The organism is Candidatus Symbiopectobacterium sp. 'North America' (genome assembly GCF_015762685.1).
Taxonomy (GTDB): Bacteria; Pseudomonadota; Gammaproteobacteria; order Enterobacterales; family Enterobacteriaceae; genus Symbiopectobacterium.
This window is the reverse complement of the sequence record NZ_PEHF01000076.1, coordinates 1-23,949: the sequence shown is the minus strand read 5'-3', so window position 1 is coordinate 23,949 and position 23,949 is coordinate 1. Positions and strand designations below refer to the sequence as shown.

22 protein-coding genes and 4 pseudogenes are annotated in these 23,949 nt (G+C 53.6%); 15 read left to right on the top strand and 11 right to left on the bottom strand.

Annotated features, from left to right (window positions below):
* Positions 1-4 precede the first annotated feature (4 nt).
* The 9 genes and pseudogenes from murD (at position 5) to lpxC (ending at position 10,204) form a co-directional block, all read left to right on the top strand.
* The gene (murD, locus tag CS369_RS15895; protein WP_196907866.1) at positions 5-1,321 is read left to right on the top strand and encodes a UDP-N-acetylmuramoyl-L-alanine--D-glutamate ligase; all 1,317 of its coding nucleotides are present in this window, start codon (positions 5-7) and stop codon (positions 1,319-1,321) included.
* On the top strand, positions 1,321-2,523 hold the full coding sequence (gene ftsW, locus CS369_RS15890; protein WP_196907865.1) for a cell division protein FtsW: 1,203 nt from the start codon (positions 1,321-1,323) through the stop codon (positions 2,521-2,523). Before murD ends, ftsW begins: the two co-directional genes overlap by 1 nt.
* A complete protein-coding gene (gene murG, locus CS369_RS15885) occupies positions 2,520-3,584 on the top strand; it encodes an undecaprenyldiphospho-muramoylpentapeptide beta-N-acetylglucosaminyltransferase (RefSeq protein ID WP_196907864.1) in 1,065 nt (354 codons plus the stop codon). The genes ftsW and murG overlap by 4 nt, the downstream gene beginning before the upstream one ends.
* A gap of 90 nt (positions 3,585-3,674) precedes the next feature.
* A complete protein-coding gene (gene murC, locus CS369_RS15880) occupies positions 3,675-5,135 on the top strand; it encodes a UDP-N-acetylmuramate--L-alanine ligase (RefSeq protein ID WP_196907863.1) in 1,461 nt (486 codons plus the stop codon).
* 2 nt (positions 5,136-5,137) lie between these two features.
* On the top strand, positions 5,138-5,836 hold the full coding sequence (locus CS369_RS15875; RefSeq protein ID WP_196907862.1) for a D-alanine--D-alanine ligase: 699 nt from the start codon (positions 5,138-5,140) through the stop codon (positions 5,834-5,836).
* 1 nt (position 5,837) lies between these two features.
* Positions 5,838-6,713: pseudogene (gene ftsQ / locus CS369_RS15870) on the top strand (cell division protein FtsQ).
* A complete protein-coding gene (gene ftsA, locus CS369_RS15865) occupies positions 6,710-7,966 on the top strand; it encodes a cell division protein FtsA (protein ID WP_196907860.1) in 1,257 nt (418 codons plus the stop codon). The pseudogene ftsQ and the gene ftsA overlap by 4 nt, the downstream one beginning before the upstream one ends.
* 66 nt (positions 7,967-8,032) lie before the next feature.
* The gene (ftsZ, locus tag CS369_RS15860; RefSeq protein WP_196907859.1) at positions 8,033-9,184 is read left to right on the top strand and encodes a cell division protein FtsZ; all 1,152 of its coding nucleotides are present in this window, start codon (positions 8,033-8,035) and stop codon (positions 9,182-9,184) included.
* Between the two features lie 102 nt (positions 9,185-9,286).
* Complete coding sequence (gene lpxC / locus CS369_RS15855) at positions 9,287-10,204, top strand: UDP-3-O-acyl-N-acetylglucosamine deacetylase (protein WP_196907858.1); 918 nt, start codon at positions 9,287-9,289, stop codon at positions 10,202-10,204.
* A 44-nt stretch (positions 10,205-10,248) separates the two neighbouring features.
* Here the strand turns inward: lpxC and CS369_RS15850 are convergent, their stop codons facing one another.
* Entirely contained in the window at positions 10,249-10,779 is a 531-nt protein-coding gene (locus CS369_RS15850) for a DUF721 domain-containing protein (RefSeq protein WP_196907881.1), read from the bottom strand.
* Between the two features lie 34 nt (positions 10,780-10,813).
* Between CS369_RS15850 and secM the strand changes: the two genes are divergently transcribed.
* The 3 genes from secM to mutT all read left to right on the top strand — a co-directional run bounded on the left by secM (position 10,814) and on the right by mutT (position 14,796).
* On the top strand, positions 10,814-11,326 hold the full coding sequence (gene secM / locus CS369_RS15845) for a secA translation cis-regulator SecM (protein ID WP_196907857.1): 513 nt from the start codon (positions 10,814-10,816) through the stop codon (positions 11,324-11,326).
* 177 nt (positions 11,327-11,503) lie between these two features.
* Positions 11,504-14,212 (top strand): preprotein translocase subunit SecA, encoded by a 2,709-nt coding sequence (gene secA, locus CS369_RS15840; protein ID WP_196907856.1) that lies wholly within the window; start codon positions 11,504-11,506, stop codon positions 14,210-14,212.
* Positions 14,213-14,397: 185 nt separating this feature from the next.
* Positions 14,398-14,796: an 8-oxo-dGTP diphosphatase MutT gene (mutT, locus tag CS369_RS15835; RefSeq protein ID WP_196907855.1), complete on the top strand. Its 399-nt coding sequence runs from the start codon at positions 14,398-14,400 to the stop codon at positions 14,794-14,796.
* Between the two features lie 36 nt (positions 14,797-14,832).
* Here the strand turns inward: mutT and yacG are convergent, their stop codons facing one another.
* Genes yacG through coaE form a run of 3 tightly spaced genes read right to left on the bottom strand, consistent with a single transcriptional unit; the run spans position 14,833 to position 16,430 of the window.
* On the bottom strand, positions 14,833-15,015 hold the full coding sequence (gene yacG, locus CS369_RS15830; RefSeq protein ID WP_374191073.1) for a DNA gyrase inhibitor YacG: 183 nt from the start codon (positions 15,013-15,015) through the stop codon (positions 14,833-14,835).
* A 42-nt stretch (positions 15,016-15,057) separates the two neighbouring features.
* A complete protein-coding gene (zapD, locus tag CS369_RS15825) occupies positions 15,058-15,810 on the bottom strand; it encodes a cell division protein ZapD (RefSeq protein WP_196907854.1) in 753 nt (250 codons plus the stop codon).
* A gap of 2 nt (positions 15,811-15,812) precedes the next feature.
* Entirely contained in the window at positions 15,813-16,430 is a 618-nt protein-coding gene (gene coaE / locus CS369_RS15820) for a dephospho-CoA kinase (RefSeq protein WP_196907853.1), read from the bottom strand.
* A gap of 185 nt (positions 16,431-16,615) precedes the next feature.
* Here coaE and CS369_RS15815 point away from each other — a divergent pair, with 185 nt between their 5' ends.
* Positions 16,616-17,662 carry a GMP reductase gene (locus CS369_RS15815; protein ID WP_196907852.1) on the top strand — a complete coding sequence of 349 codons (1,047 nt, stop codon included), beginning with the start codon at positions 16,616-16,618 and terminating at the stop codon, positions 17,660-17,662.
* Between the two features lie 43 nt (positions 17,663-17,705).
* Here CS369_RS15815 and CS369_RS23915 read toward each other — a convergent pair whose 3' ends face one another.
* The 5 genes and pseudogenes from CS369_RS23915 to ppdD form a co-directional block, all read right to left on the bottom strand.
* On the bottom strand, positions 17,706-17,999 hold the full coding sequence (locus CS369_RS23915; protein WP_374191072.1) for a type II secretion system F family protein: 294 nt from the start codon (positions 17,997-17,999) through the stop codon (positions 17,706-17,708).
* Positions 18,000-18,052: 53 nt separating this feature from the next.
* Positions 18,053-18,595: a type II secretion system F family protein gene (locus CS369_RS23910; protein WP_244665054.1), complete on the bottom strand. Its 543-nt coding sequence runs from the start codon at positions 18,593-18,595 to the stop codon at positions 18,053-18,055.
* Positions 18,596-18,637: 42 nt separating this feature from the next.
* Positions 18,638-18,904 (bottom strand): hypothetical protein, encoded by a 267-nt coding sequence (locus tag CS369_RS23905; RefSeq protein WP_244665052.1) that lies wholly within the window; start codon positions 18,902-18,904, stop codon positions 18,638-18,640.
* Between the two features lie 10 nt (positions 18,905-18,914).
* Positions 18,915-20,348 (bottom strand): annotated as a pseudogene (gene gspE / locus CS369_RS15805) (type II secretion system protein GspE).
* 2 nt (positions 20,349-20,350) lie between these two features.
* A pseudogene (gene ppdD / locus CS369_RS15800) lies at positions 20,351-20,797 on the bottom strand (prepilin peptidase-dependent pilin).
* A 277-nt stretch (positions 20,798-21,074) separates the two neighbouring features.
* Between ppdD and ampD the strand changes: the two are divergent.
* Both ampD and ampE read left to right on the top strand, forming a co-directional pair.
* Positions 21,075-21,650: pseudogene (gene ampD, locus CS369_RS15795) on the top strand (1,6-anhydro-N-acetylmuramyl-L-alanine amidase AmpD).
* Complete coding sequence (ampE, locus tag CS369_RS15790; protein ID WP_196907851.1) at positions 21,647-22,495, top strand: beta-lactamase regulator AmpE; 849 nt, start codon at positions 21,647-21,649, stop codon at positions 22,493-22,495. The pseudogene ampD and the gene ampE overlap by 4 nt, the downstream one beginning before the upstream one ends.
* A gap of 109 nt (positions 22,496-22,604) precedes the next feature.
* Here ampE and CS369_RS24675 read toward each other — a convergent pair whose 3' ends face one another.
* Both CS369_RS24675 and CS369_RS24670 read right to left on the bottom strand, forming a co-directional pair.
* Positions 22,605-23,123: a helix-turn-helix transcriptional regulator gene (locus tag CS369_RS24675; protein WP_280514810.1), complete on the bottom strand. Its 519-nt coding sequence runs from the start codon at positions 23,121-23,123 to the stop codon at positions 22,605-22,607.
* Positions 23,110-23,391 (bottom strand): autoinducer binding domain-containing protein, encoded by a 282-nt coding sequence (locus tag CS369_RS24670; RefSeq protein ID WP_280514809.1) that lies wholly within the window; start codon positions 23,389-23,391, stop codon positions 23,110-23,112. The genes CS369_RS24675 and CS369_RS24670 overlap by 14 nt, the downstream gene beginning before the upstream one ends.
* Between the last annotated feature and the right edge of the window lie 558 nt (positions 23,392-23,949).

Genomic DNA, 23,949 nt, shown 5'->3' with positions numbered 1-23,949 from the left:
CACTATGATGGACTATCAGGGTAAAAACGTTGTCATTATTGGCCTGGGGATCACCGGGCTTTACTGCGTTGATTTCTTCCTGACGCGCGGTGTGACGCCGCGCGTGGTGGATACCCGTGTTAGTCCGCCTGGTTTGGATAAGTTGCCTACCGAGGTTGATCGCCACCTTGGTTCGTTAAATGAAGACAGGCTGTTAGCGGCTGACCTGATCGTCGCCAGCCCCGGTATTGCACTGGCAACACCCGCGCTGGCCGATGCCGCCGCCGCAGGCGTAGAGATTGTGGGCGATATCGAGTTGTTTTGCCGTGAAGCGCAGGCACCAATTGTGGCGATTACTGGCTCCAACGGTAAAAGTACGGTCACTACGCTGGTCGGTGAAATGGCTAAGGCAGCCGGTTGGTCGGTCGGTGTCGGCGGAAATATTGGCCTGCCGGCACTGACGCTGCTGAAACAGCCGTGCCAACTGTACGTGCTGGAGTTGTCGAGCTTCCAGTTGGAAACCACGTCCAGCCTGCGTGCCGCCGCTGCCACCATTCTCAACGTCACGGAAGATCATACCAACCGCTATCCGTTTGGTATCCAACAGTATCGTGCTGCCAAGTTACGCATCTATGACCATGCGCAGGTGTGTGTGGTGAACGCCGATGACGCGCTAACCATGCCGATCAAAGGCGCTGACGCGCGCTACATCAGCTTTGGCGTGGATGTGGGCGACTATCACCTCAACACCCAGCAGGGCGAAACCTGGCTGCGTGTGAAAGGCGAGCGCGTTTTGAATACCAAAGAGATTTCCCTGGTGGGGCAACATAACCACACCAATGCGCTGGCGGCGCTGGCATTGGCGGATGCGGTGGGAATTCCTCGCGCGCCCGCGTTAACGGCACTCACCACCTTTACTGGTTTGCCGCACCGTTTCCAGTGCGTGTGGCAGCGTAACGGAGTGCGCTGGATTAACGATTCCAAGGCAACCAACGTTGGCAGCACCGAAGCGGCGCTGAACGGATTACAGGTTAAAGGCACGCTGCACTTGCTGTTAGGCGGCGACGGTAAGTCGGCCGATTTTTCGCCGCTGCTGCGTTATGTCCAGGGTGACAATATTCGCCTGTATTGCTTCGGGCGTGATGGTGCCCAACTGGCGGCCTTGCGCCCAGAGATAGCAGAGCAAACCGAGACGATGGAGCAAACTCTGCGCGTGATTGCCACGCGCGTCGAACCGGGCGATCTGGTACTGCTGTCTCCGGCGTGTGCCAGCCTCGATCAGTTCAAGAGCTTCGAACAGCGCGGCGATGAGTTCGCCCGATTGGCGGAGGAACTTGGCTGATGCGTTTTATTGGGCTGCCAGTGATTGAACGACTGAAAGGCTGGGTCATGGGGACGCGGGAAAGCGATGTGCAGAGCATCGTGATGTATGACCGCACCCTGCTCTGGCTGACGTTCGGGCTGGCCGTCATCGGGTTCGTGATGGTGACCTCGGCATCCATGCCCGTGGGGCAGCGCCTGACCAGCGACCCGTTCTTTTTTGCCAAGCGTGACGCGTTCTACCTTGGTCTGGCATTTGCGTTGGCGTTGATCACCATGCGCGTGCCGATGGAAGTCTGGCAGCGTTACAGCCCGATATTACTGCTGCTCACACTGGTGATGCTGCTGGTGGTGCTGGTGGTCGGCAGTTCGGTAAATGGTGCTTCACGCTGGATTGTGCTGGGGCCACTGCGCGTGCAGCCTGCGGAGTTGTCGAAGCTGGCGCTGTTTTGCTACCTCTCCAGCTACATGGTGCGCAAGGTAGAGGAAGTTCGTAACAACTTCTGGGGCTTTTGCAAACCGATGGGCGTGATGGTGGTACTGGCCGTTCTACTGCTGGCGCAGCCCGATCTGGGAACGGTGGTTGTGCTGTTTATCACCATGCTGGCGATGCTGTTTTTGGCTGGTGCCAAGCTGTGGCAGTTTCTCGCCATCATTGGCTGCGGTATGTTTGCCGTCGGTTTGCTGATTGTGGCGGAACCTTACCGTATGCGCCGCGTGACGTCGTTCTGGAATCCGTGGGAAGATCCGTTTGGCAGTGGCTACCAGTTAACCCAGTCGCTGATGGCATTTGGCCGCGGCGAGCTGTGGGGGCAAGGATTAGGAAACTCGGTGCAGAAACTGGAGTATTTACCGGAAGCGCACACCGACTTTATTTTTTCCATTTTAGGCGAAGAGCTCGGCTATATCGGTGTGGTTTTGGCGTTGTTAATGATATTCTTCATCGCTTTTCGGGCCATGTCCATCGGCAAGCGCGCGTTGGAGATCGATCAGCGATTTTCCGGCTTTTTGGCATGTTCTATCGGCATCTGGTTTAGTTTCCAAACGCTGGTAAACGTAGGCGCTGCTGCGGGAATGTTACCCACCAAAGGGCTGACGCTGCCGTTAATCAGTTACGGTGGCTCGAGTTTGATCATCATGTCGACCGCCATTGTGTTGCTGTTGCGGATCGATTTTGAGACACGCCTGACCAAGGAGCAGGCGTTCACGAGGAGTGCCAAATGAGTGGCGAAGGTAAGCGCTTGATGGTGATGGCTGGCGGCACCGGAGGACATGTCTTCCCGGGGCTTGCGGTCGCACATCATTTGATGGCGCAAGGTTGGCAGGTTCGTTGGCTGGGAACTGCCGATCGCATGGAAGCCGATTTGGTGCCAAAAAACGGCATTGAGATTGATTTTATTCATATTTCTGGTTTGCGCGGCAAAGGCATTGCGGCGCAACTGTGTGCGCCATTGCGGATTTATCGCGCGGTGCGTCAGGCGCAAGCGATCATGAAACGCTACCAACCGGACGTGGTGCTGGGCATGGGCGGCTATGTGTCCGGACCGGGCGGTCTCGCCGCGTGGTTGTGCGGTATCCCGGTGGTGCTGCATGAGCAAAACGGCATTGCGGGGTTAACCAACCGCTGGCTGTCGCGCATTGCGCGCAAGGTATTACAGGCTTTTCCTGGTGCGTTTCCTAGCGCTGACGTGGTGGGCAACCCGGTTCATACCGATGTGTTGGCGTTGCCTGCACCTGACGAACGTTTGGCCGGGCGTGAAGGCCCGATCCGTGTGCTGGTGGTGGGCGGAAGCCAAGGGGCCAGGGTGCTAAACCGCACGTTGCCGGACGTGGCCGCGCGACTGGGTGCTAACGTTACTGTCTGGCATCAGACGGGCAAAGGCGCGTTGGCTGAGGTACAGCAGGCTTATGCAGCGGCAGGTGTGCCGCAGCATAAAGTCACCGAATTTATTGATGACATGGCGCAAGCCTACAGTTGGGCCGACGTGGTGGTGTGCCGCTCAGGTGCGCTTACCGTCAGTGAGATTGCCGCCGCCGGTTTGTCTGCGCTGTTTGTGCCCTTTCAGCATAAAGACCGGCAGCAATATTGGAATGCGTTGCCGCTGGAGCAAGCGGGTGCGGCCAAAATTATCGAGCAGTCGGCACTGAGTGTTGATGCAGTGAGCGATGTGCTGTCCGGTTGGGATCGCGCCACGTTGCGCGATATGGCACAGCGTGCCCGTTCCGTCGCGATGCCGGATGCAACTGAACGCGTGGCCGCCGAAGTGGCCGCTGTCGCGCGGTAAGGTACGGCTGACAGAATAGAATGCATGGGTGCTGGTCGTCTCCCCATGACAAATGAATGAAGTACAAGTGAAAAGGTAGCGGTAGAAAAAGTGAATACACAGCAATTGGCAAAACTGCGTTCCATCGTGCCCGAAATGCATTGCGTGCGGCACATCCATTTTGTCGGCATCGGTGGTGCTGGCATGGGCGGTATTGCCGAAGTGTTAGCGAACGAAGGATACCACATCAGCGGCTCTGATCTGGCACCGAACACGGTGACGCAGCAGTTGGCAGCGCTGGGGGCGCAGATCTATTTTCATCATCGCCCTGAGAACGTGAAAGATGCCAGCGTGGTGGTGGTATCGAGCGCCATCAGCGCTGATAACCCGGAAATCGTTGCGGCCCACGAGGCGCGTATTCCGGTGATCAGCCGCGCCGAAATGCTGGCCGAATTAATGCGTTTTCGCCACGGTATCGCGATTGCCGGAACCCACGGCAAAACCACGACCACCGCGATGGTCGCCAGTATTTATGCCGAGGCGGGTTTGGACCCGACCTTTGTCAACGGCGGGTTGGTGAAAGCAGCGGGTGTTCATGCGCGCTTGGGCTCCAGTCGTTACCTGATTGCGGAAGCGGACGAAAGCGATGCGTCCTTCCTGCATCTGCAACCGATGGTGGCGATTGTCACCAATATCGAAGCAGATCATATGGATACCTATCAGGGCAATTTTGAAAATTTAAAGCAGACGTTCATCAACTTTTTGCACAATCTGCCGTTTTATGGCCGTGCGGTGATGTGCGTAGACGATGCGGTGATCCGTGAATTGCTGCCGCGCGTGGGGCGTCATATAACCACCTACGGTTTTAGCGACGACGCCGATGTGCGCGTGGCAGAGTACCGTCAGTCCGGTGCGCAGGGGCACTTTACGCTGGCGCGTCAGGGTAAGCCGCTGTTGCAGGTCACGCTGAATGCACCGGGCCGCCATAACGCGTTGAACGCGGCAGCAGCGGTTGCTGTGGCGACGGAAGAGGGCATTGATGACGCGACAATCTTGCGCGCACTGTCCAGTTTTCAGGGAACCGGGCGTCGTTTCGATTTTCTGGGGGAATTCCTGCTGGATGCGGTAAATGGCAGCGCAGGCAGTGTGATGTTGGTGGATGACTACGGCCACCATCCGACAGAAGTGGATGCGACGATCAAAGCCGCTCGTGCCGGTTGGCCGGATAAACGCGTGGTGATGGTGTTTCAGCCGCACCGCTACACGCGTACGCGCGATCTGTATGACGATTTTGCCCACGTGCTGTCGCAAGTGGATGTGTTGCTGATGCTGGATGTGTACTCGGCGGGAGAAAGCCCCATTCCCGGTGCTGATAGTCGCTCGCTGTGCCGTACCATTCGTGGACGCGGCAAGGTCGATCCGATTCTGGTTACCGATCCGGATATGCTGGCTACGCTGCTGGCGCCGACGTTACACGATGGCGATCTGGTGCTGATTCAAGGCGCGGGCAATGTGGGCAAGCTGGCGCGTAAACTGGCGGATACCCGCTTACAACCTCTGGTTACGGAGTGAGTATGGCGGAAAAAGTGGCAGTGCTGCTGGGAGGAACATCGCCGGAGCGTGATGTGTCACTGCGTTCCGGGCAGGCGGTGGTTGCCGGGCTAAAAGAGGCTGGAGTTGATGCCGAAGCCGTTGACCCGCGCGATTTTCCGGTCACTCGCCTGAAAGAGGCCGGGTTTGACAAAGTGTTTATCGCCCTGCACGGTCGCGGCGGTGAAGACGGCACGCTGCAAGGCGTATTGGAGTTTTTGCAGTTGCCTTACACCGGCAGCGGGGTGATGGCGTCGGCGCTGGGCTCTGCGTTTCAACATGACGACGATTTGCTGGTTGAGAAGTGGCTGAGTGGGCCGGAGTATACGGTGGCGCTGTTAGGCGAGACGGTTCTGCCCTCGATTAGTATTCAGGCGGCGGGCGCGTTTTACGATTATGATGCGAAGTACCTCTCTGACGAGACGCAGTATTTTTGTCCCTGTGGGCTGCTGGCAGAGCAGGAGCAGGCCATCGGTGCACTGGCGCAAGCGGCCTTTGCGGCATTGGGATGTCGCGGCTGGGGACGCGTTGACCTGATGCTGGATGCGGACGGGGCGTTTTACCTGTTGGAGGTGAATACCTCGCCTGGTATGACGGATCACAGCCTGGTGCCGATGGCCGCCAGGCAGCACGGGATGAGCTTCTCGCAGCTCGTCGCGCAGATCCTGGCCTCGGCTGTTTGATATGTCGCAGGCGGCGCGGAATTTGCGCGGACGCGACGAAGAGCCAAAAGGCGGGCGTCGCAGTAACGGTGGGCAGTTGGCTGGATTGTTGTTCCTGCTGATGGTGCTGGGCACCATCCTGTGGGGCGGCTGGATGGTGTTGCAGTGGATGAAGGATGCCAGCCGGTTACCGCTTTCTCGTTTGGTGGTTACCGGTGAGCGGCACTACACCACCCATGATGATATTCGCCAGGCGATATTGTCGCTGGGCGCGCCGGGTACCTTTACGACGCAGGATGTGGATGTTATCCAACAGCAGATTGAACGTCTGCCGTGGATCAAACAGGCCAGCGTGCGTAAGCAGTGGCCTGACGAATTAAAGATTCACCTGGTTGAATATGTGCCCGTAGCGCGGTGGAATGACCAACTGATGGTGGATGCAGAAGGAAATTCCTTCAGCGTGCCCGCCGAACGGGTCGGTGATCGCAAAATGCCGTTGCTGTACGGGCCAGAAGGCAGTGAAAACGATGTGCTGGAAGGCTACCGCACCATGAATCAGGTGTTGGCGAGCAGTAAGCTGACATTAAAAATGGTGGCGATGAGTGCACGGCATTCGTGGCAGTTGGGGCTGGAAGATGACATCCGTCTGGAATTGGGGCGAGATGAACGGGCCCGGCGTTTGGAACGTTTTCTTGAGCTTTACCCGCTGTTGCAGCGGCAGGCACAGAACGACAACAAACGTTTTAGCTACGTGGACTTACGTTACGACACCGGTGCCGCGGTAGGATGGGCACCGCCTCTGCTGGATCAGTAGCAGGGAAATGCTCAGCGAAAAGACGTTGATCAAAAACAGAACGGTAATCAGCAACAGAATCAGGCACAGGCTAAACAACAATGATCAAGTCGACGGACAGAAAACTGGTAGTTGGGCTGGAAATCGGTACAGCAAAAGTGGCTGCACTGGTAGGGGAAGTTTTGCCCGATGGCATGGTCAATATCATCGGCGTGGGCAGTTGTCCGTCACGCGGGATGGATAAAGGCGGCGTTAACGATTTGGAGTCCGTTGTAAAATGCGTACAGCGGACCATCGACCAGGCCGAACTGATGGCGGATTGTCAAATTTCTTCCGTCTATCTGGCGCTGTCGGGCAAGCACATCAGTTGCCAGAATGAAATCGGTATCGTGCCGATTTCCGAAGAAGAAGTGACGCAGGATGACGTCGAGAGCGTGGTGCACACGGCGAAATCTGTGCGCGTGCGCGATGAACACCGTATTTTGCATGTGATTCCGCAAGAGTACGCCATTGATTACCAGGAAGGGATCAAGAACCCGATTGGGCTTTCCGGCGTGCGCATGCAGGCAAAGGTGCATTTGATCACCTGCCATAACGATATGGCGAAAAACATTGTCAAAGCCGTAGAGCGCTGCGGTTTGAAAGTGGATCAACTGATTTTCGCTGGCCTGGCTTCCAGCTACGCCGTGCTGACGGAAGATGAGCGTGAGTTGGGCGTTTGCGTGGTGGATATCGGTGGTGGCACCATGGATATCGCGGTCTATACCGGCGGTGCGCTGCGCCACACCAAAGTGATACCTTACGCGGGCAATGTGGTGACCAGCGACATTGCTTATGCGTTTGGCACGCCGCCCACGGATGCGGAAGCCATCAAGGTACGCCACGGTTGTGCATTAGGCGCGATTGTCAGCAAAGACGAAAATCTTGAAGTACCGAGCGTTGGCGGTCGGCCGCCACGCAGTCTGCAACGACAGACGCTGGCTGAAGTGATTGAACCGCGTTACACCGAATTGCTCAATTTGGTGAACGATGAAATTTTGCAATTGCAGGAGCAACTCCGTCAGCAGGGCGTGAAGCACCATTTGGCCGCTGGCATTGTGCTGACGGGCGGTGCCGCTCAGATCGACGGGCTGGTTGATTGCGCTAAGCGCGTATTCCACACGCAGGTGCGTATCGGTCAGCCACTGAATATAACAGGCTTAACGGATTATGCGCAGGAGCTCTTCTACTCAACGGCGGTCGGGCTGCTGCATTACGGCAAAGAGTCTCACCTGGGCGGTGAGCACGAAGTAGAAAAACGTGGCTCAGTGGGCAATTGGTTTAAACGCATCAGTAGCTGGCTGAGAAAGGAATTTTAATGTTTATCAGAGACCGTGTGGCACACTTGACGGTCTCGCGGTACAGGCAAAAAACGGAGAGAAATTATGTTTGAACCAATGGAGTTAACCAACGACGCGGTGATTAAAGTCATCGGCGTCGGCGGTGGCGGCGGTAACGCAGTCGAACATATGGTGCGCGAGCGCATCGAAGGTGTAGAATTCTTCGCAGTGAATACCGATGCGCAGGCACTGCGCAAGACTGCGGTGGGTCAGACTATTCAGATTGGTAGCGGTATCACCAAAGGGCTGGGCGCAGGTGCCAACCCGGAAGTGGGTCGTAACTCGGCGGAAGAAGACCGTGAAGCGCTGCGCGCTGCGCTTGATGGTGCGGACATGGTGTTCATCGCTGCCGGTATGGGCGGCGGTACCGGCACCGGTGCAGCACCTGTGGTGGCTGAAGTGGCAAAGGATCTCGGTATCCTGACGGTTGCGGTTGTGACCAAGCCCTTCAACTTCGAAGGCAAAAAACGCATGGTGTTTGCCGAGCAGGGGATTGCCGAGCTGTCCAAGCATGTGGATTCTCTGATCACCATCCCTAACGACAAACTGCTGAAAGTGCTGGGTCGCGGTATTTCTTTGCTGGATGCGTTCGGTGCAGCGAACGATGTACTGAAAGGCGCTGTCCAAGGTATTGCCGAACTGATTACCCGTCCTGGCCTGATGAACGTGGACTTTGCGGACGTGCGTACCGTGATGTCAGAAATGGGTTATGCCATGATGGGCTCCGGCGTGGCACGCGGTGAAGACCGTTCCGAAGAAGCGGCTGAAATGGCGATTTCCAGCCCGCTGCTGGAGGATATCGACCTGTCTGGCGCGCGCGGCGTGTTGGTTAACATCACGGCGGGCTTTGACCTGCGTCTGGATGAGTTCGAAACCGTGGGTAACACCATTCGTGCGTTCGCCTCTGACAATGCCACCGTGGTGATTGGTACCTCGTTGGATCCGGACATGAACGACGAACTGCGCGTCACCGTGGTGGCGACCGGTATCGGCATGGACAAGCGCCCGGAAATTACGCTGGTGACCAACAAACAAGCCAGCCAGCCGGTTATGGATCACCGTTATCAGCAGCACGGTATGACGCCGCTGACGCATGAAAAACCGGCGGCCAAGGTGGTTAATGACCAAACGGTACAAACCAACAAAGAGCCTGACTATTTGGATATTCCCGCATTTTTGCGTAAACAAGCGGACTAACCTCCGCCTTGTGATTGGAATCTCCGCTCTTTGTGCTAAACTGTCCCGCCGATCCTGGTGTAAGCTAGGACGGTTGATTCAGTAACATTGCGAGATAATACGATGATCAAACAACGTACATTAAAGCGTATCGTACAGGCGACGGGCGTCGGTTTGCATACCGGCAAGAAAGTCACGCTGACGATGCGACCTGCACCGGCGAATACCGGGGTCATCTATCGCCGCACTGACTTGAATCCACCGGTTGATTTTCCGGCTGATGCCAAATCCGTGCGTGATACCATGCTCTGTACTTGCCTGGTAAACGAGCATGACGTGCGTATTTCAACGGTGGAACACCTGAACGCCGCCTTGGCGGGGTTGGGTATCGATAACATCGTGATTGATGTTGATGCCCCGGAAATTCCAATTATGGATGGCAGTGCCAGCCCGTTCGTCTACCTGCTGCTTGATGCCGGTATTGAAGAGCTGAGCTGCGCCAAAAAGTTTGTTCGCATCAAACAGCCTGTGCGGGTTGAAGACGGTGATAAATGGGCAGAACTGACCCCGTATAACGGTTTCAGCCTTGATTTCACTATCGATTTTAACCACCCAGCCATTGATGCCGGCTCACAGCGCTATTGCCTGGATTTCTCAGCTGATGCGTTTATTCGCCAGATCAGCCGTGCGCGTACTTTCGGCTTTATGCGCGATATCGAATACCTGCAATCCCGTGGCCTGTGCCTGGGCGGCAGTATGGATTGTGCTATCGTGGTAGACGATTATCGTGTGCTGAACGAAGATGGCCTGCGTTTTGAAGATGAGTTTGTGCGTCATAAAATGCTGGATGCTATCGGTGACCTGTTCATGTGTGGTTATAACATCATCGGTGCGTTCTCTGCGTTCAAATCTGGTCACGCGCTCAACAACAAATTGTTGCAGGCGGTGTTGGCTAAGCAGGAAGCGTGGGAATACGTCACATTTGAAAACGAGCGCGAAGTACCATTGGCGTTCAAAGCGCCTTCTACGGTGCTGGCGTAACCGACATCGGGCGTTAGTGTCGTCGTTCAGGCGAATGTGACAGGTTATTTTTTCTGTTGGCTGGTTTTACTCGTACCCTCTCCGGCGAGTGAAGCCAGCCTTTCTAATATTTTCCTCAGTTTTTCCGGACTGTGGCTGGCTAAATGCCGGAGCGTATCGGCACTTTGTTCGCTCAGTTGACGGGGCGGCGTATCTGAAGTTTTGTTTTCTGCGCTCAAATTATTCTTTCCCGATACAGTTTCATCCCCTTTTGCGGCCAGCGCGGGATTAATCCTGATGTCGATCGATGCCAATGATGGTAATATCTGAGCGCGCAATGCTGAGAGTAACGAAGGCTGATCATAACGTAACCGCATTAACCAGCTTGCATTGGCAGTTTCCAGAATCAGGTGGCCTTGTCGGTAATTCGCGACGCGACACCACGGGTGCAGTTGAGAAGGCAATAAGCCTTTCACGGCCCGATTAAGTTTTAACAAGGCGATAGCGCGCTGTTGGACATCGTGCAAGGGGCCTTTATTTCCCCCTGACACGCTATCGAACAGGGACTCCAGTGATTGGGGGCGGCTATCACGCATAGGCATCAGGCTCCGGTGGGCAAATAAACTCGTCATGGGTATTCTAAATCGTTGGCGACAATTTGGCAGACGTTATTTTTGGCCACATCTCCTGTTGGGGATGGTTGCGGCCAGCCTTGGTCTGCCGACCAGCCTTAACGAAACCAACGAGCATGCTTCTGCGTCAAACGCGACGGCCAGTATCAGCTGCCAGAATCCCGTCGCTTTCAGTCTGACCGAACTGGCCAGTTTGAAAGAGGTGCATCGCCGCACGTCATTTGGTATCGATTATTGGCATCAACATGCCATTCGCACGGTTATTCGCCATCTCTCGTTTGCGTTAACGGTGCCTCAGACGCACGCATTGCCGGAGGCCGAGGCGGCGTTGAGTGCTCACCCGCTGGTGATTCTGGATACGCTCAATGCGCTGTTGACGCTGCCGGAAACCCCCTCGGTCTTACACCCCTTACCGCGCGGCACCCTGGTTTTTGCCGCTTCTCCTCACCGTATCGGGCTGTGGTTGTCTCAAGTCCGTGGCATCCGCGCTGGGCCAGCACTCTTTGCCTGATACGCCGTTTCACTCGCGCTTTCCTGGCGTATAACGATGAACATGGACAATGTCAATGTTCTGTATGCAAACGCGAATACCGCTTCTTCTCGCCGATCCCCGGATTGCGATGAAAGGAATTATGAGTAGCTATCGTATCGTCGCTGAAACAGCGGCCTACGTGAGAATAAAATCATTATGTTAACCAGTATCCTGACTAAAGTTTTTGGCAGCCGTAACGATCGTACGCTGCGCCGTATGCGTAAAGTGGTTGATGTGATCAACCGAATGGAACCGGCCATCGAAGCGCTGTCTGATGATGAACTGAAGGCAAAAACCGCTGAATTCCGAGCGCGTCTTGAAAAAGGTGAAACCCTTGAAGCGTTACTGCCTGAGGCATTTGCGGTGGTGCGTGAAGCCAGTAAGCGTGTGTTTGGTATGCGCCATTTTGACGTCCAGTTGGTGGGCGGCATGGTACTGAATGAACGCTGCATCGCAGAAATGCGTACCGGTGAAGGTAAGACTCTGACTGCAACGTTGCCTGCCTACCTTAATGCCCTGACCGGCCGCGGTGTGCACGTGGTGACAGTGAACTACTACCTGGCACAGCGTGACGCCGAGAATAACCGCCCGCTGTTTGAATACCTGGGCTTGACGGTTGGCATCAACCTGCCGGGCATGCCTGCACCAGCCAAACGTGAAGCCTATGCAGCCGATATCACTTACGGTACCAACAACGAGTACGGCTTTGACTATCTGCGCGACAACATGGCATTCAGCCCCGAAGAGCGCGTGCAGCGTAAGCTTTATTATGCGTTGGTGGATGAAGTGGACTCCATCCTGATCGATGAAGCGCGTACCCCGCTGATCATTTCCGGTCCGGCGGAAGACAGTTCCGATCTCTATATTCGCGTTAACAAAATCATTCCGCACCTGATTCGTCAGGAAAAAGAAGACTCCGATACCTTCCACGGTGAAGGGCACTTCTCGGTGGATGAAAAAGCGCGTCAGGTGAACCTGACCGAGCGCGGCCTGGTGCTGGTGGAAGAACTGCTGGTGAAACAAGGCATCATGGATGATGGAGAGTCGCTGTATTCTCCAATCAATATCATGCTGATGCACCACGTTACCGCAGCGCTGCGCGCCCACGTGCTGTTTACCCGTGATGTTGACTACATCGTAAAAGACAGCGAAGTGATCATCGTGGATGAGCACACCGGTCGTACCATGCAGGGGCGTCGCTGGTCTGATGGTTTGCACCAAGCGGTGGAAGCCAAAGAGAACGTGAAGATCCAGAACGAAAACCAGACGCTGGCGTCGATCACCTTCCAGAACTACTTCCGCCTGTACGAAAAGCTGGCCGGGATGACCGGTACGGCAGATACCGAAGCGTTCGAATTCAGCTCCATTTATAAGCTCGATACCATTGTGATACCGACCAACCGCCCGATGATCCGTAAAGATTTACCCGATCTGGTCTATATGACTGAACAGGAAAAGATCGACGCGATCATCGAAGATATTAAAGAGCGTAGCGTGAAGGGCCAGCCGGTGTTGGTGGGGACTATCTCCATCGAAAAATCGGAAGTGGTGTCAGAAGCGCTGACCAAAGCAGGCATCAAGCACAACGTCCTGAACGCCAAATTCCACGCCAAGGAAGCGGATATCGTTGCGCAGGCCGGTCATGCAAGTGCAGTGACTATCGCCACCAACATGGCAGGTCGTGGTACCGATATCGTGCTGGGCGGCAGCTTGCAGGCCGATTTGGCGCTGCTGGACGATCCGGATGAGGCCGCGATTGCCGAAGCTAAAGCCGCATGGCAAGTACGTCACGATGCGGTATTGGCTGCCGGTGGTTTGCACATTATCGGTACGGAACGTCATGAATCACGTCGTATCGATAACCAGTTACGTGGCCGTTCTGGTCGTCAGGGGGATGCGGGTTCCTCCCGTTTTTACCTGTCGATGGAAGATGCGCTGATGCGTATTTTTGCTTCGGATCGCGTCTCCAACATGATGCGTAAACTGGGAATGAAACTGGGTGAAGCCATTGAGCACCCGTGGGTGACTAAAGCGATCGCCAATGCCCAGCGCAAGGTGGAAAGCCGCAACTTTGATATTCGTAAGCAGTTGCTGGAATATGATGATGTGGCTAACGATCAGCGTCGCGCCATTTACACCCAGCGTAATGAATTGCTGGACGTGGTGGATATCAGCGAAACCATCAACAGCATCCGTGAAGACGTGTTTAAACTGGCGATTGATAACCACATTCCGCCGCAGTCGCTGGAAGAGCAGTGGGATATCGAAGGGCTGGAGCAGCGCCTGAAAAACGATTTCGACCTCGATTTGCCGATTTCAGCTTGGTTGGATGAAGAGCATACGCTGCATGAAGAGACCCTGCGTGAGCGTATCCTGCAACAAGCCGTCGATGTCTATCAGCGCAAAGAAGAAGTGGTCGGTGTCGATGTGATGCGCAACTTCGAGAAGGGCGTGATGCTGCAAACGCTGGATTCTCTGTGGAAAGAGCATCTGGCGGCGATGGATTATCTGCGTCAGGGTATCCACCTGCGCGGCTACGCGCAGAAAGATCCGAAGCAAGAGTTCAAGCGCGAATCCTTTTCCATGTTTGCCAACATGCTGGAGTCCTTGAAATATGAAGTGATCAGCACGCTGAGTAAGGTGCAGGTCAGAATGCCGGAAGAAGTTGAAGCGCTGGAGCAACAGCGTCGCGAAGAGGCGGAACGCCTGGCGCGTCAGCAACAGCTGAGCCACCAGAGCGACGATCAGATCAGCGCAGCGGCAGCGGCTGCCGGGCAGGGCGATCGCAAGATTGGTCGCAACGATCCGTGCCCGTGCGGTTCTGGTAAAAAGTACAAGCAGTGTCATGGCCGTTTGCAGCACTAATAACAATGAGGATCAACATCCTTGTCGTCCTCGGCGTAGGTCGGGAACCTCTGGCAGGATGAACGCGTTTAGCCTGTGGGAGATTCCCGTCTGCGCGGGAATGACAGGTGGAATGTGGGTTGTCAGCAACCCTACTGGCGGTCAATGACCGCCTTTTATTTGGCTGGAATCTGAAGGAGTAAGTCGTGCGTAAACACCTGAACGTTGCGGTAGGCATTATTCGTAATGCGCAACGCGAGTTTTTTATCGCCCGTCGCCCTCAGGGCGTACACATGGGGGAAATGTGGGAGTTTCCTGGCGGAAAAGTGGAACCGGGCGAAACCGCTGAACAGGCGTTGATTCGTGAACTGCGTGAAGAAACAGGGATTGAAGCGCTGGCGCCGAAAGCGCTGAACAGCAAAACCGTGGAAAGCGATGAGCGCATTATTACGCTGCACTTCTTTATGGTTGAACGCTGGCAGGGTGAACCCTATGGGCGTGAAGGGCAGCCTTCTCGCTGGCTGGATGTCGCGTCGCTGCTGGAAGATGAATTTCCTCCCGCCAACGCCGAGATGATCCGCTGGCTGAAGGAAACGCATTGCTAAATCGGTGCAACAACCCCGCTGATTAATCGTAAGGCGTTAATGGCGAGGTTCTTCGCTCCATTCGTCGCTGTCCGAAATATCTTCATTGTTCGGGATGCGCTTTTCTTCATCTGCCCATTCTCCGAGATCGATAAGCTGGCAGCGTTTGCTGCAAAAAGGGCGATAAGGGCTATTTTCTCCCCACTCCACCGACCTTTTGCAGGTGGGGGCAACTAACAGTGAAGGTTTCGTTATCCATGTTTTTTCCTACAGCAATATCGGTTAACAACAGGCTAATTCAAAGGACAGGCGCGCAGGGACCTGACCATTTTCGCTGTCTAATGGTAAAAAGCGAATCGCAAAGCGTGATTTATGGCCTGATACCTGAGGGTAGAGCTGATGCTCGATAGCCAATTGCAAACGAATCAGGTCGGCATCTACCGCATTATCTTGAAAGAATCCGTTCAAACTGGTTTGTGCCCGAAAAGTACCCGAGTGGCGAATCAGCTCCAGCACCTGGTCGAGCGAGTTTTTTAGCGGTGACAGCGAGTGTAGCCAGGCATCGATCACTTGTTGCTTTTGCATCTGTGGCTGATGCAGCCACAGATGCAGGGTTGGCACATCAAAACTGCAACAACCGCCCGGAATGCTCAGGCGCTGCCGTACCATGCCAATTAACTTGTCTTCGCGCAAGAATTGCCCCATGCGCGGGGCGGACATCAGAACGGCTGCGAGTTGCTTCAAACGCTGGCGTAGTGCATGGATACGGTCATGATCGACGCCGGGTACATCGCTCCATTGCAGCAGCTTTTGTTGCTGACGCTCCAGCTCTTTGAGCTGTTCAGTACGAATGTCTCCGCGTTCTAGTACGTCGAGCAAATCGACCACGGCACGGAAGAAGGCAAGCGCACTACCCATATCTGCCCAACTGTGATTTTCATGCAACTGTTGCAGCAGCGTTTCCAAACGTAGCCAGGTACGCGTCTTTTCATTGAGTGGGTATTCAAATAACACGGTGGAAAGGGCATCGCTCATTGTTACTTGTCCTGTCGGTCGTTGTCGGCGGCAAGGGCGAGGTAGCGTTGATGTAACGCGGCGACCTGCTCCATCCACGCCCCGGGGCGACCGTTGTTATCAATAATGTCATCCGCACAGGCCAACCGCTGTTCACGCGTTGCCTGTGCAGCGAGTATGTTCTCAGCCTGCTGGCGATTTACCTTGTCGCGAGCAAGCAGGCGTTCTAATTGCGTGTCTCTTTCCACATCAACGACCGCCACGCGCTGCGCCAGGGATTGCAGCCCATTCTCTACCAACAGCGGCACCACCCACAGCACATAGGGGCCTTTGGCCTGTTGCCATTGTCGCCGTGTTTCTGCATGAATCAAGGGGTGCAATAAGGCATTTAGCCACGTTTTATCCTCTGTTGAGGAAAAGATGCGCTGGCGGAGCATGGCACGATTCAAGGTGCCATCGCTATTCAACATATCGTTACCAAAATGCGCCTGAATAGCCGATAACGCTGGCGTACCGGGCTCAACCACCTGACGTGCGATGACATCGGCATCGACAACCGGGATCCCGAAGGTGGCGAAGGCATTGGCGACCGAACTTTTGCCGCTGCCGATGCCACCTGTTAAGGCTACGATATATGTCATAACGCCTTGTGTGAAAATGAGCAGGTAAATTTATGGGATTCTAGCCCAAATAAAGGGAAATTCGCAGTCTTGTTGTTGCATTATTACTGCGTATGATGAGGTAACTGGGAATGGCCTTCTCCCTTTGTACTTTACGTGGCCGCATTGCTGGCATACTCGCCGCTATAACCAGGAAGATAACCGTCATGCGTATTGAAGAAGATCTGAAGCTCGGTTTCAAAGATGTCCTTATTCGCCCCAAGCGTTCTACCTTGAAAAGTCGTTCTGATGTTGAATTGGAACGCCAATTCACCTTCCTTCATTCTCAGAGCACCTGGTCTGGTGTACCGGTGATTGCAGCCAATATGGATACCGTAGGCACCTTTCGTATGGCGCGTGCGCTGGCGGAATTTGACGTGCTGACTGCGGTACATAAGCACTACAGCGTGGAGCAGTGGGCGCAGTTCGTCAAAGAAGCTCCTGAAACGGTATTACGCCATGTGATGGTGTCCACCGGTACCTCGGAGGCGGATTTCGTCAAGGTGAAACAGATCCTGGCGCTGTCGGCTGAACTCAAATTTATCTGTATCGACGTTGCCAACGGCTATTCCGAGCACTTCGTTAATTTCCTGCAAAAAGCGCGTGAAGCCTGGCCGGATAAGGTCATTTGCGCTGGGAACGTCGTGACGGGCGAAATGGTGGAAGAGCTGATTCTCTATGGCGCGGATATCGTCAAGGTGGGGATCGGACCAGGTTCAGTGTGTACCACGCGAGTGAAAACCGGTGTGGGTTATCCGCAACTCTCTGCTGTGATCGAGTGTGCGGATGCCGCACACGGCTTGGGCGGACAGATCGTCAGTGACGGTGGCTGCTCGATGCCAGGCGACGTGGCGAAAGCCTTTGGCGGTGGCGCAGATTTTGTGATGCTCGGCGGCATGCTGGCGGGCCACGATGAGTGTGAAGGCCGGGTGGTGGAAGAGAATGGCGAGAAATTGATGCTGTTTTATGGCATGAGTTCTGCCTCTGCGATGGAGCGCCATTCCGGCGGTATCGCAGAGTATCGCGCCGCAGAAGGGAAAACGGTCAAGCTGCCGCTGCGCGGTCCGGTTGATAATACCGTACGTGATATTCTGGGCGGTTTGCGTTCGGCATGCACATATGTTGGTGCTTCTCGCCTGAAAGAACTCACCAAGCGCACCACGTTTATTCGTGTGGCAGAGCAGGAAAACCGTATCTACAACGGCAACGCCTAGCGCCAGCACGCGCGGTACAGACTGCACGAAGATGGCGAAGCGATTACGCATTCGCCATCAGATTCCCGAATTGGAAGATGGGCAGATACATGGCGATCACCAACGTACAAATTATGCCACCAACCAGCACGATCAGCAGTGTCTCCAACGTGTGGGTTAGCGTTTCCGCGCGCTGTGCTGTCTGCTGTTGGTGCCATTGCGCTAACTGGTTAAACATGTTGTCCAGCGCACCGGTTTTTTCTCCTACGCGAATCAGTTGCGCACAAGGGGGTGGCAATAACCTGCTGTAAGGTGTCATTGCCTGTTGCAGCGAGTCCCCCTGCTCTATATTCCGCAGAATCGGGCTTAGCGCTTCCTGATAGGCAACATAGTGGAGGGTGGCAGCGGCTGTCAGGCAGGCAGTGTCAGCCCAGCGCGTTGTGTCAAGGCGAGCAGCGTGAAAAGATAGCTTAATGTCTCTCCTCGCATCAGTGTGCCGAGTAGTGGGATCTTTAGCAAAAAACGTTCTTCCTGTCGTCGAAGGGCTATGGAGCGGGCGCGGCACACCGGATACCCCAGTACGATGCTCACCGGTAGCGTAAGTAGCAGCAGCGCGTGATGGGCAACCACATCTGCAAGTGCCAGAACGCGCTGAGTCAGTGGCGGTAGCGGTGTCTCGAATGCCTCATACAAGCTGGTAAATTCGGGTAATACCCATATCAGCATGATGATACTCACCGTAACGCTAACGCCCAGAACAAAACCAGGATAGCGCAGCGCTTGTTTCACTTTCTTTTGCAGTTGAAGCTGCTGCTCTTGCTGCGTCGCCAACTGTTGGCAACACACATCCAGTTTACCGGTCATCTCCCCAACGGCGACCAGGGTGGGATAAAGCGTAGGAAACACCTGCGGGTAGTGGCGCAGGACATCGGAAAAAGATTCGCCTTCGGCAATGTCATCGGCTAATGCGTTAATCAGACATCGCCATCCCGGCAGTTAATGCTGTTCGGGCAGCAGTCGCAGTGCATTCAGCAGTGGCAGGCCAGCCTGTAGCAATGCGGCAACCTGTTTAAACAAGGTGATACGGGCCGTTACTTTCCAGTAACGTTGCGTGAGCGTCTGCCGGTACCGTAAACGTAACGGCTGGTATCCCTTCTGAGCCAGACGTAGATAAACGTGCTGACGCGCATTACCGATGCTTTCCCCGCGCTGTAACTCGCCATTCGACGTGAGAGCAAGCCAGTAGTAGAGTTTTTGTGACATGGCCGCAGTCTCAATGAGAGTGTGGTGATGTGCCAATGACGCGATACATTTCGGCGGCAGATGTCTCCCCTTGGGAAACCCTTCGTAATGCCGATATGAATAGCGTGTCATAGCCCGTTTCGTTGGCCAGTACAGTGAGGTCTTGCGTGCTGGCTCCTCGACTTAATGCGTGTCGCAGCGCAGGGGTGAGCGGTAGCAGCTCGTAGAGGGCGGTTCTACCATAATATCCCTTCACGCAGTGTTCACAGCCTTGTGCCTCCCAGTGTGGGACGGGGGTTGCCCATAGCGAATCGGGAAATGTTAATAGCGGAGAGGCAGGTGTTTTACAGTGTGGACAGAGACGCCGTACCAGACGCTGGGCAATGAGCAGCGTCAACGCACCCGCGAGCAAATAGCCGGGGATGCCCAAATGGCCGAGTCGGGTCAGGGTTTCAATCGCGGAATTGGTGTGCAGCGTCGATAGTACCAGATGACCGGTTTGCGCCGCTTTCACGGCAATTTCCGCCGTTTCGCTATCACGTATTTCGCCGATCATGACAACATCAGGATCTTGACGCAGTAAGGCACGCAAAATGCGGCTGAAATCCAGCTCGGCCTTAAGGTTCAATGCGGTTTGATTGATGCCCGGCAACGGGATTTCCACCGGATCTTCCACACTGCAAATGTTGCGCTGACTCTCATTGAGCCAGCATATTGCGCTATAAAGCGTCACGGTTTTGCCGCTTCCCGTGGGTCCGGTCACCAGGATCATACCCTGCGGCTGCTGTAACGCCTGTGTCAGGCAAGTGTATGCCGTCGGCGATAAGCCCAGGCTATCGAGAGTGAGCATCTGTCGGTAGGTTTATAATACGCGCAGTACGATTTTTTCACCTTCCAGTACGGGCAGTGTGGCAATACGCAGCGAGAGCGACTGTGCATTGAGCGCAAACGAGAACTGACCGTCTTGCGGCAGACGGCGCTCTGCAATATCCAACTGCCCCATGATTTTCAGTCGTGCGGTAAGGCGTGCCGCCCAGCCCAATGGGGGGGATGAGCAGATATGCAGCACGCCATCAATACGCATGCGAACACGATAGTTATCCGCCATAGGTTCAAAATGGATATCCGAAGCCCGTCGCTGGAAGGCCTGTGCCAGCGTTTGATTGACATAGTGGATAACGGACGTCTCTTCGTCTGCTGGCTCGGTGGTGGGTGTGACGCTGAACACCGCGTCGCTTTCTGCCGCCTGCGGTAGTGGGTGGAAAGCCTGCTCCAGCTTCGCTTGTGACCAGCGTTCCACCACGATACGGCGATTACTGGCAAATTTTAGCGCTGTCAGCAATGCAGGAGCCACATCACCCGTGACGGCGATAGTGACGGATTGTTCATCCACTGTCAGCAGCTGTGCCTGATAGCGTTGGCACAGCTGCTTGATCTCTTGATCCAACGGGGCGTATGTGCGCATGTTTACTCCGAGACATCATCGAAACGAAATACCCGCTCGCAAGCGACTATCAAACTCTCGGCCTGCGAGGCTGCCTGACAATGTCGGCGCCAAATGACGGAACTGCTGCCGCTATCCTAATAGGGTATTAAGGTCACGTGCAATCCTTGCAAGGCAGACTGCCCCGTCAAACTGATGACGCCTTGTGTTACGCTGAGATTGCTGACATAGCGTGAGCCTCTCGCAACAGGAATACCTTGGCTTCCTGCATTACAAGGCGTAACGCTGCTGTTTTCTAACGCGCATAAGTTGACCGCAGTTTGATACGGTGCCAGCGATTGCAGCATGTCTGTCATGGCAGCCTTTTGCAGGTATCGCTGATAAGCGGGGACTCCAATGGAGGCGAGAATGGCAACAATCGCGATAACGATCATCAACTCAACCAGGGTGAATCCGCGTTCTGTGTTCATCATCATCCTTTTCAGTCAGCAGGTTTGGCATAAAGGTAGAAGAGGCAAGGGAGGAGGACGAGCGCAGAAATGGATAACTGGAAGGTCGACTCGTAAAGAATAGCTCGGGTTGCATGATTCTTTTAAAATCTGGAATCGATATCGCAGAAAATAAATAGGTTTTAATAAAATTATTATATTTTAATGAGTTAATGGTTATTTTAAGGCTGTCCTTGCTAGGAAAATAACCAAAGGTGAGTAATAATGGCATGACACCATTTCTTGGGGAGCATGTGGTATGCAGTTGGAAGCGGGTTGGTTGACAGGCGTAAAAAGGGTGCCTTCTCCCCATTGTGATGCGCGCCCGGACGCAGAGCTTCCTTCATTGCTGGTGATACACAATATCAGCTTACCGCCAGGAGAGTTTGGCGGCCCCTATATCGACCAACTGTTCACGGCGACGCTCGATCCCCAGGCTCACCCTTATTTTCAGGACATCAGCCATTTACGGGTGTCGGCACATTGCCTGATTCGCCGTGATGGCGGCATTGTGCAATATGTCCCTTTTGATAAACGCGCCTGGCATGCCGGAGTGTCTCAGTTTGCCGGCCGTGAGTGGTGTAACGATTTTTCCATTGGTATCGAACTGGAAGGCACCGATACGCTACCTTTTACTTAGGAGCAATACCAACAGCTGGCCTGTGTTACCCGGTTGTTGTTGGACCATTATCCTATTACGCCACAGTGCATTACCGGGCACAGTGATATAGCCCCTCAGCGTAAAACTGATCCCGGTCCGGCCTTTGACTGGCAGCACTATCACCAATTGATCCAGGTGCCGGAAATTGACGATAAGAGGAATGAGTGCTCATGACCCTGTTTACCTTGCTACTGGCCCTGACGTGGGAGCGTTTGTTTAAAAAAAACGATCGCTGGCAGATAGACGCCCATCTGGAAATGATTTTTCGCCGGCTCTCAGCCCCCTCTTTATTGCAGACATTGCTGTTAGCCTTGTTTGGGATGGCTGCAACTGCTGCGTTGCTGTGGCTGGCGAAGGGGGTATTATTTGGGCTGGTGGGGTTGTTGCTCTGGATTGCTATCGTACTGTTGTGCATTGGTGCCGGCGAGGTGCGGCAGCATTACCAGAATTACCTTGGCGCAGCACAACGCGGTGAACAGGATGCAATGCAAGCGCTGGCAGAAGAGCTGGCTTTGATTCATGGTTTACCGCTGGATGCCACCGAGCGCGAAAAACTGAGTGAATTGCAGAATGCATTGCTGTGGCTCAACTTTCGCTTTTATCTGGCGCCGCTGTTCTGGTTTGTGGTCGCTGGGCCATACGGACTGATAGCGCTGGTTGGTTATGCCATTTTACGCGCTCGTCAAACCTGTCTGGCGCGGCATCATACGCCATTGGCCCGTGCACAATCGGGCGTTGATGCCTTGTTGCGTTGGCTGGATTGGATCCCGGCACGTTTGGCGGGGATCTCCTATGCTCTGTTAGGTCATGGTGAAAAAGCGCTTCCTGCCTGGCTGGCATCGTTGGGCGATTTGCACCATTCTCCCTATTGGGTTGTTACGCAACTGGCACAATTTTCTCTGGTTCGCGAATCTCGCACCGACCCTATTGATGCGCCGCGCGCTGCGGTAATACTCGCGAAAAAAGTCTCTGTGGTGATGGTGGTGGCTGCACTCACGATTTATGGTACGTTGCTTTGAGTTGCGTCTGGCGGTGTGTATTACAATATGCCTGGCATTGATGGGGCCCATCCCCGAGGGCATCCTCCGAGCCGCCTAAATCTTGTTCAACACGGTTCCAAACAGCTTGTCACCCACTTGATGCCCTCTTAAAACCCGAATTATGAAGGGGGTAGCTATTGTGAGAGGGCGAAATAGGTCTAATGAGATTTAACTCAACGCCTCGTCTTATCGCGTGCTTGGCATTATTAACGCCCAATTTTTTTACGGCATTACCCATATGGTATTTTACTGTAGTGAGTTTTATTGCAAGAATAATAGCGATTTCTTGATATGATTTCCCAATGCTTGCACAATATATTATTTCATTTTCTCTCTTTGAGAGGGCCTTTCTTGATGGCGGCGTATTGACGCTTTCCACGTTATTTTCTTTATGATAAAAACCCATAAATTTATCATGCGTTGTCAATAACAACATTTGGATGTCATTCTTATAATCCGTTATGGTGTTTTCCATGTTATTGTCATGGTGCTTATCCATGATGATCGATAGGACAGCAAGATGGTCACAATGATCGTGAAGTAAAAAGATATACCCATCAACTATGTTATAGTGCTTCGCCATCTGGAAAATACTATTTTTTTGCATCTTTATTCATTGCTATGCTTTCATGCCAAGAAAATGGTGTGATCCGCGATGATGCAGTCATGAGGACAGGATCGATAAATTGATAATTATGTTGAGTATAGAATGAAAACCACGCTGTCTTATTTAATATTACTGCAAACTCAGCCGGATCTTTTTTGTTCATTATCGCATAAGCAAAACTGATGCGGTTATATTCGCCTAATTCTTTTTCTAAATAGTTTCTGATTGAAACGTTGATTTCAGTATTGTTACAGAAAACATTTGGCATGTATTTTCTCCATTGCTGAATAAAATTCTTTATAATCTATATCATAGGCTAAGATCATGTTGTTACGGGGATTAAACGGAATGCTTTTGGCTGAACACGTAGATGTTACCTTGCAGTGAGGTATGTGTATCAAAAGACGAGATTTCTATGAAATGTGAATATTTAGATGGATATTATTTCATGGTGAAACTGTTGAGTGTGAAATTTTTTTGCTACTTTTCAAAGTAAATGGAGTGTATCTAAATTCTTAATTGGTTTCACTGAGCATGGTCAACGATTGACAACATATCTGTTGTTCGCAATAATATGCAAAATTTTTCCCTGGTGTTGGCCAAGTTTGGCGTGTGATCCTCTTCTGGAGGATCACTTTTTTTTCGACTCTATTCCCTCACTCTTATGCTCTAACCATAATTCTTTTAATTTATTAATACCAGATGTACTAAAGTACAGTCTTACCCTGTACTTTTGATTGCAGCAATACCTATTCATGTGCTGCTAAATAACTTTGCGTAATAGTAGATCACTTGAAGGGAACTCAGTCCGACTTGCGCGATCTGA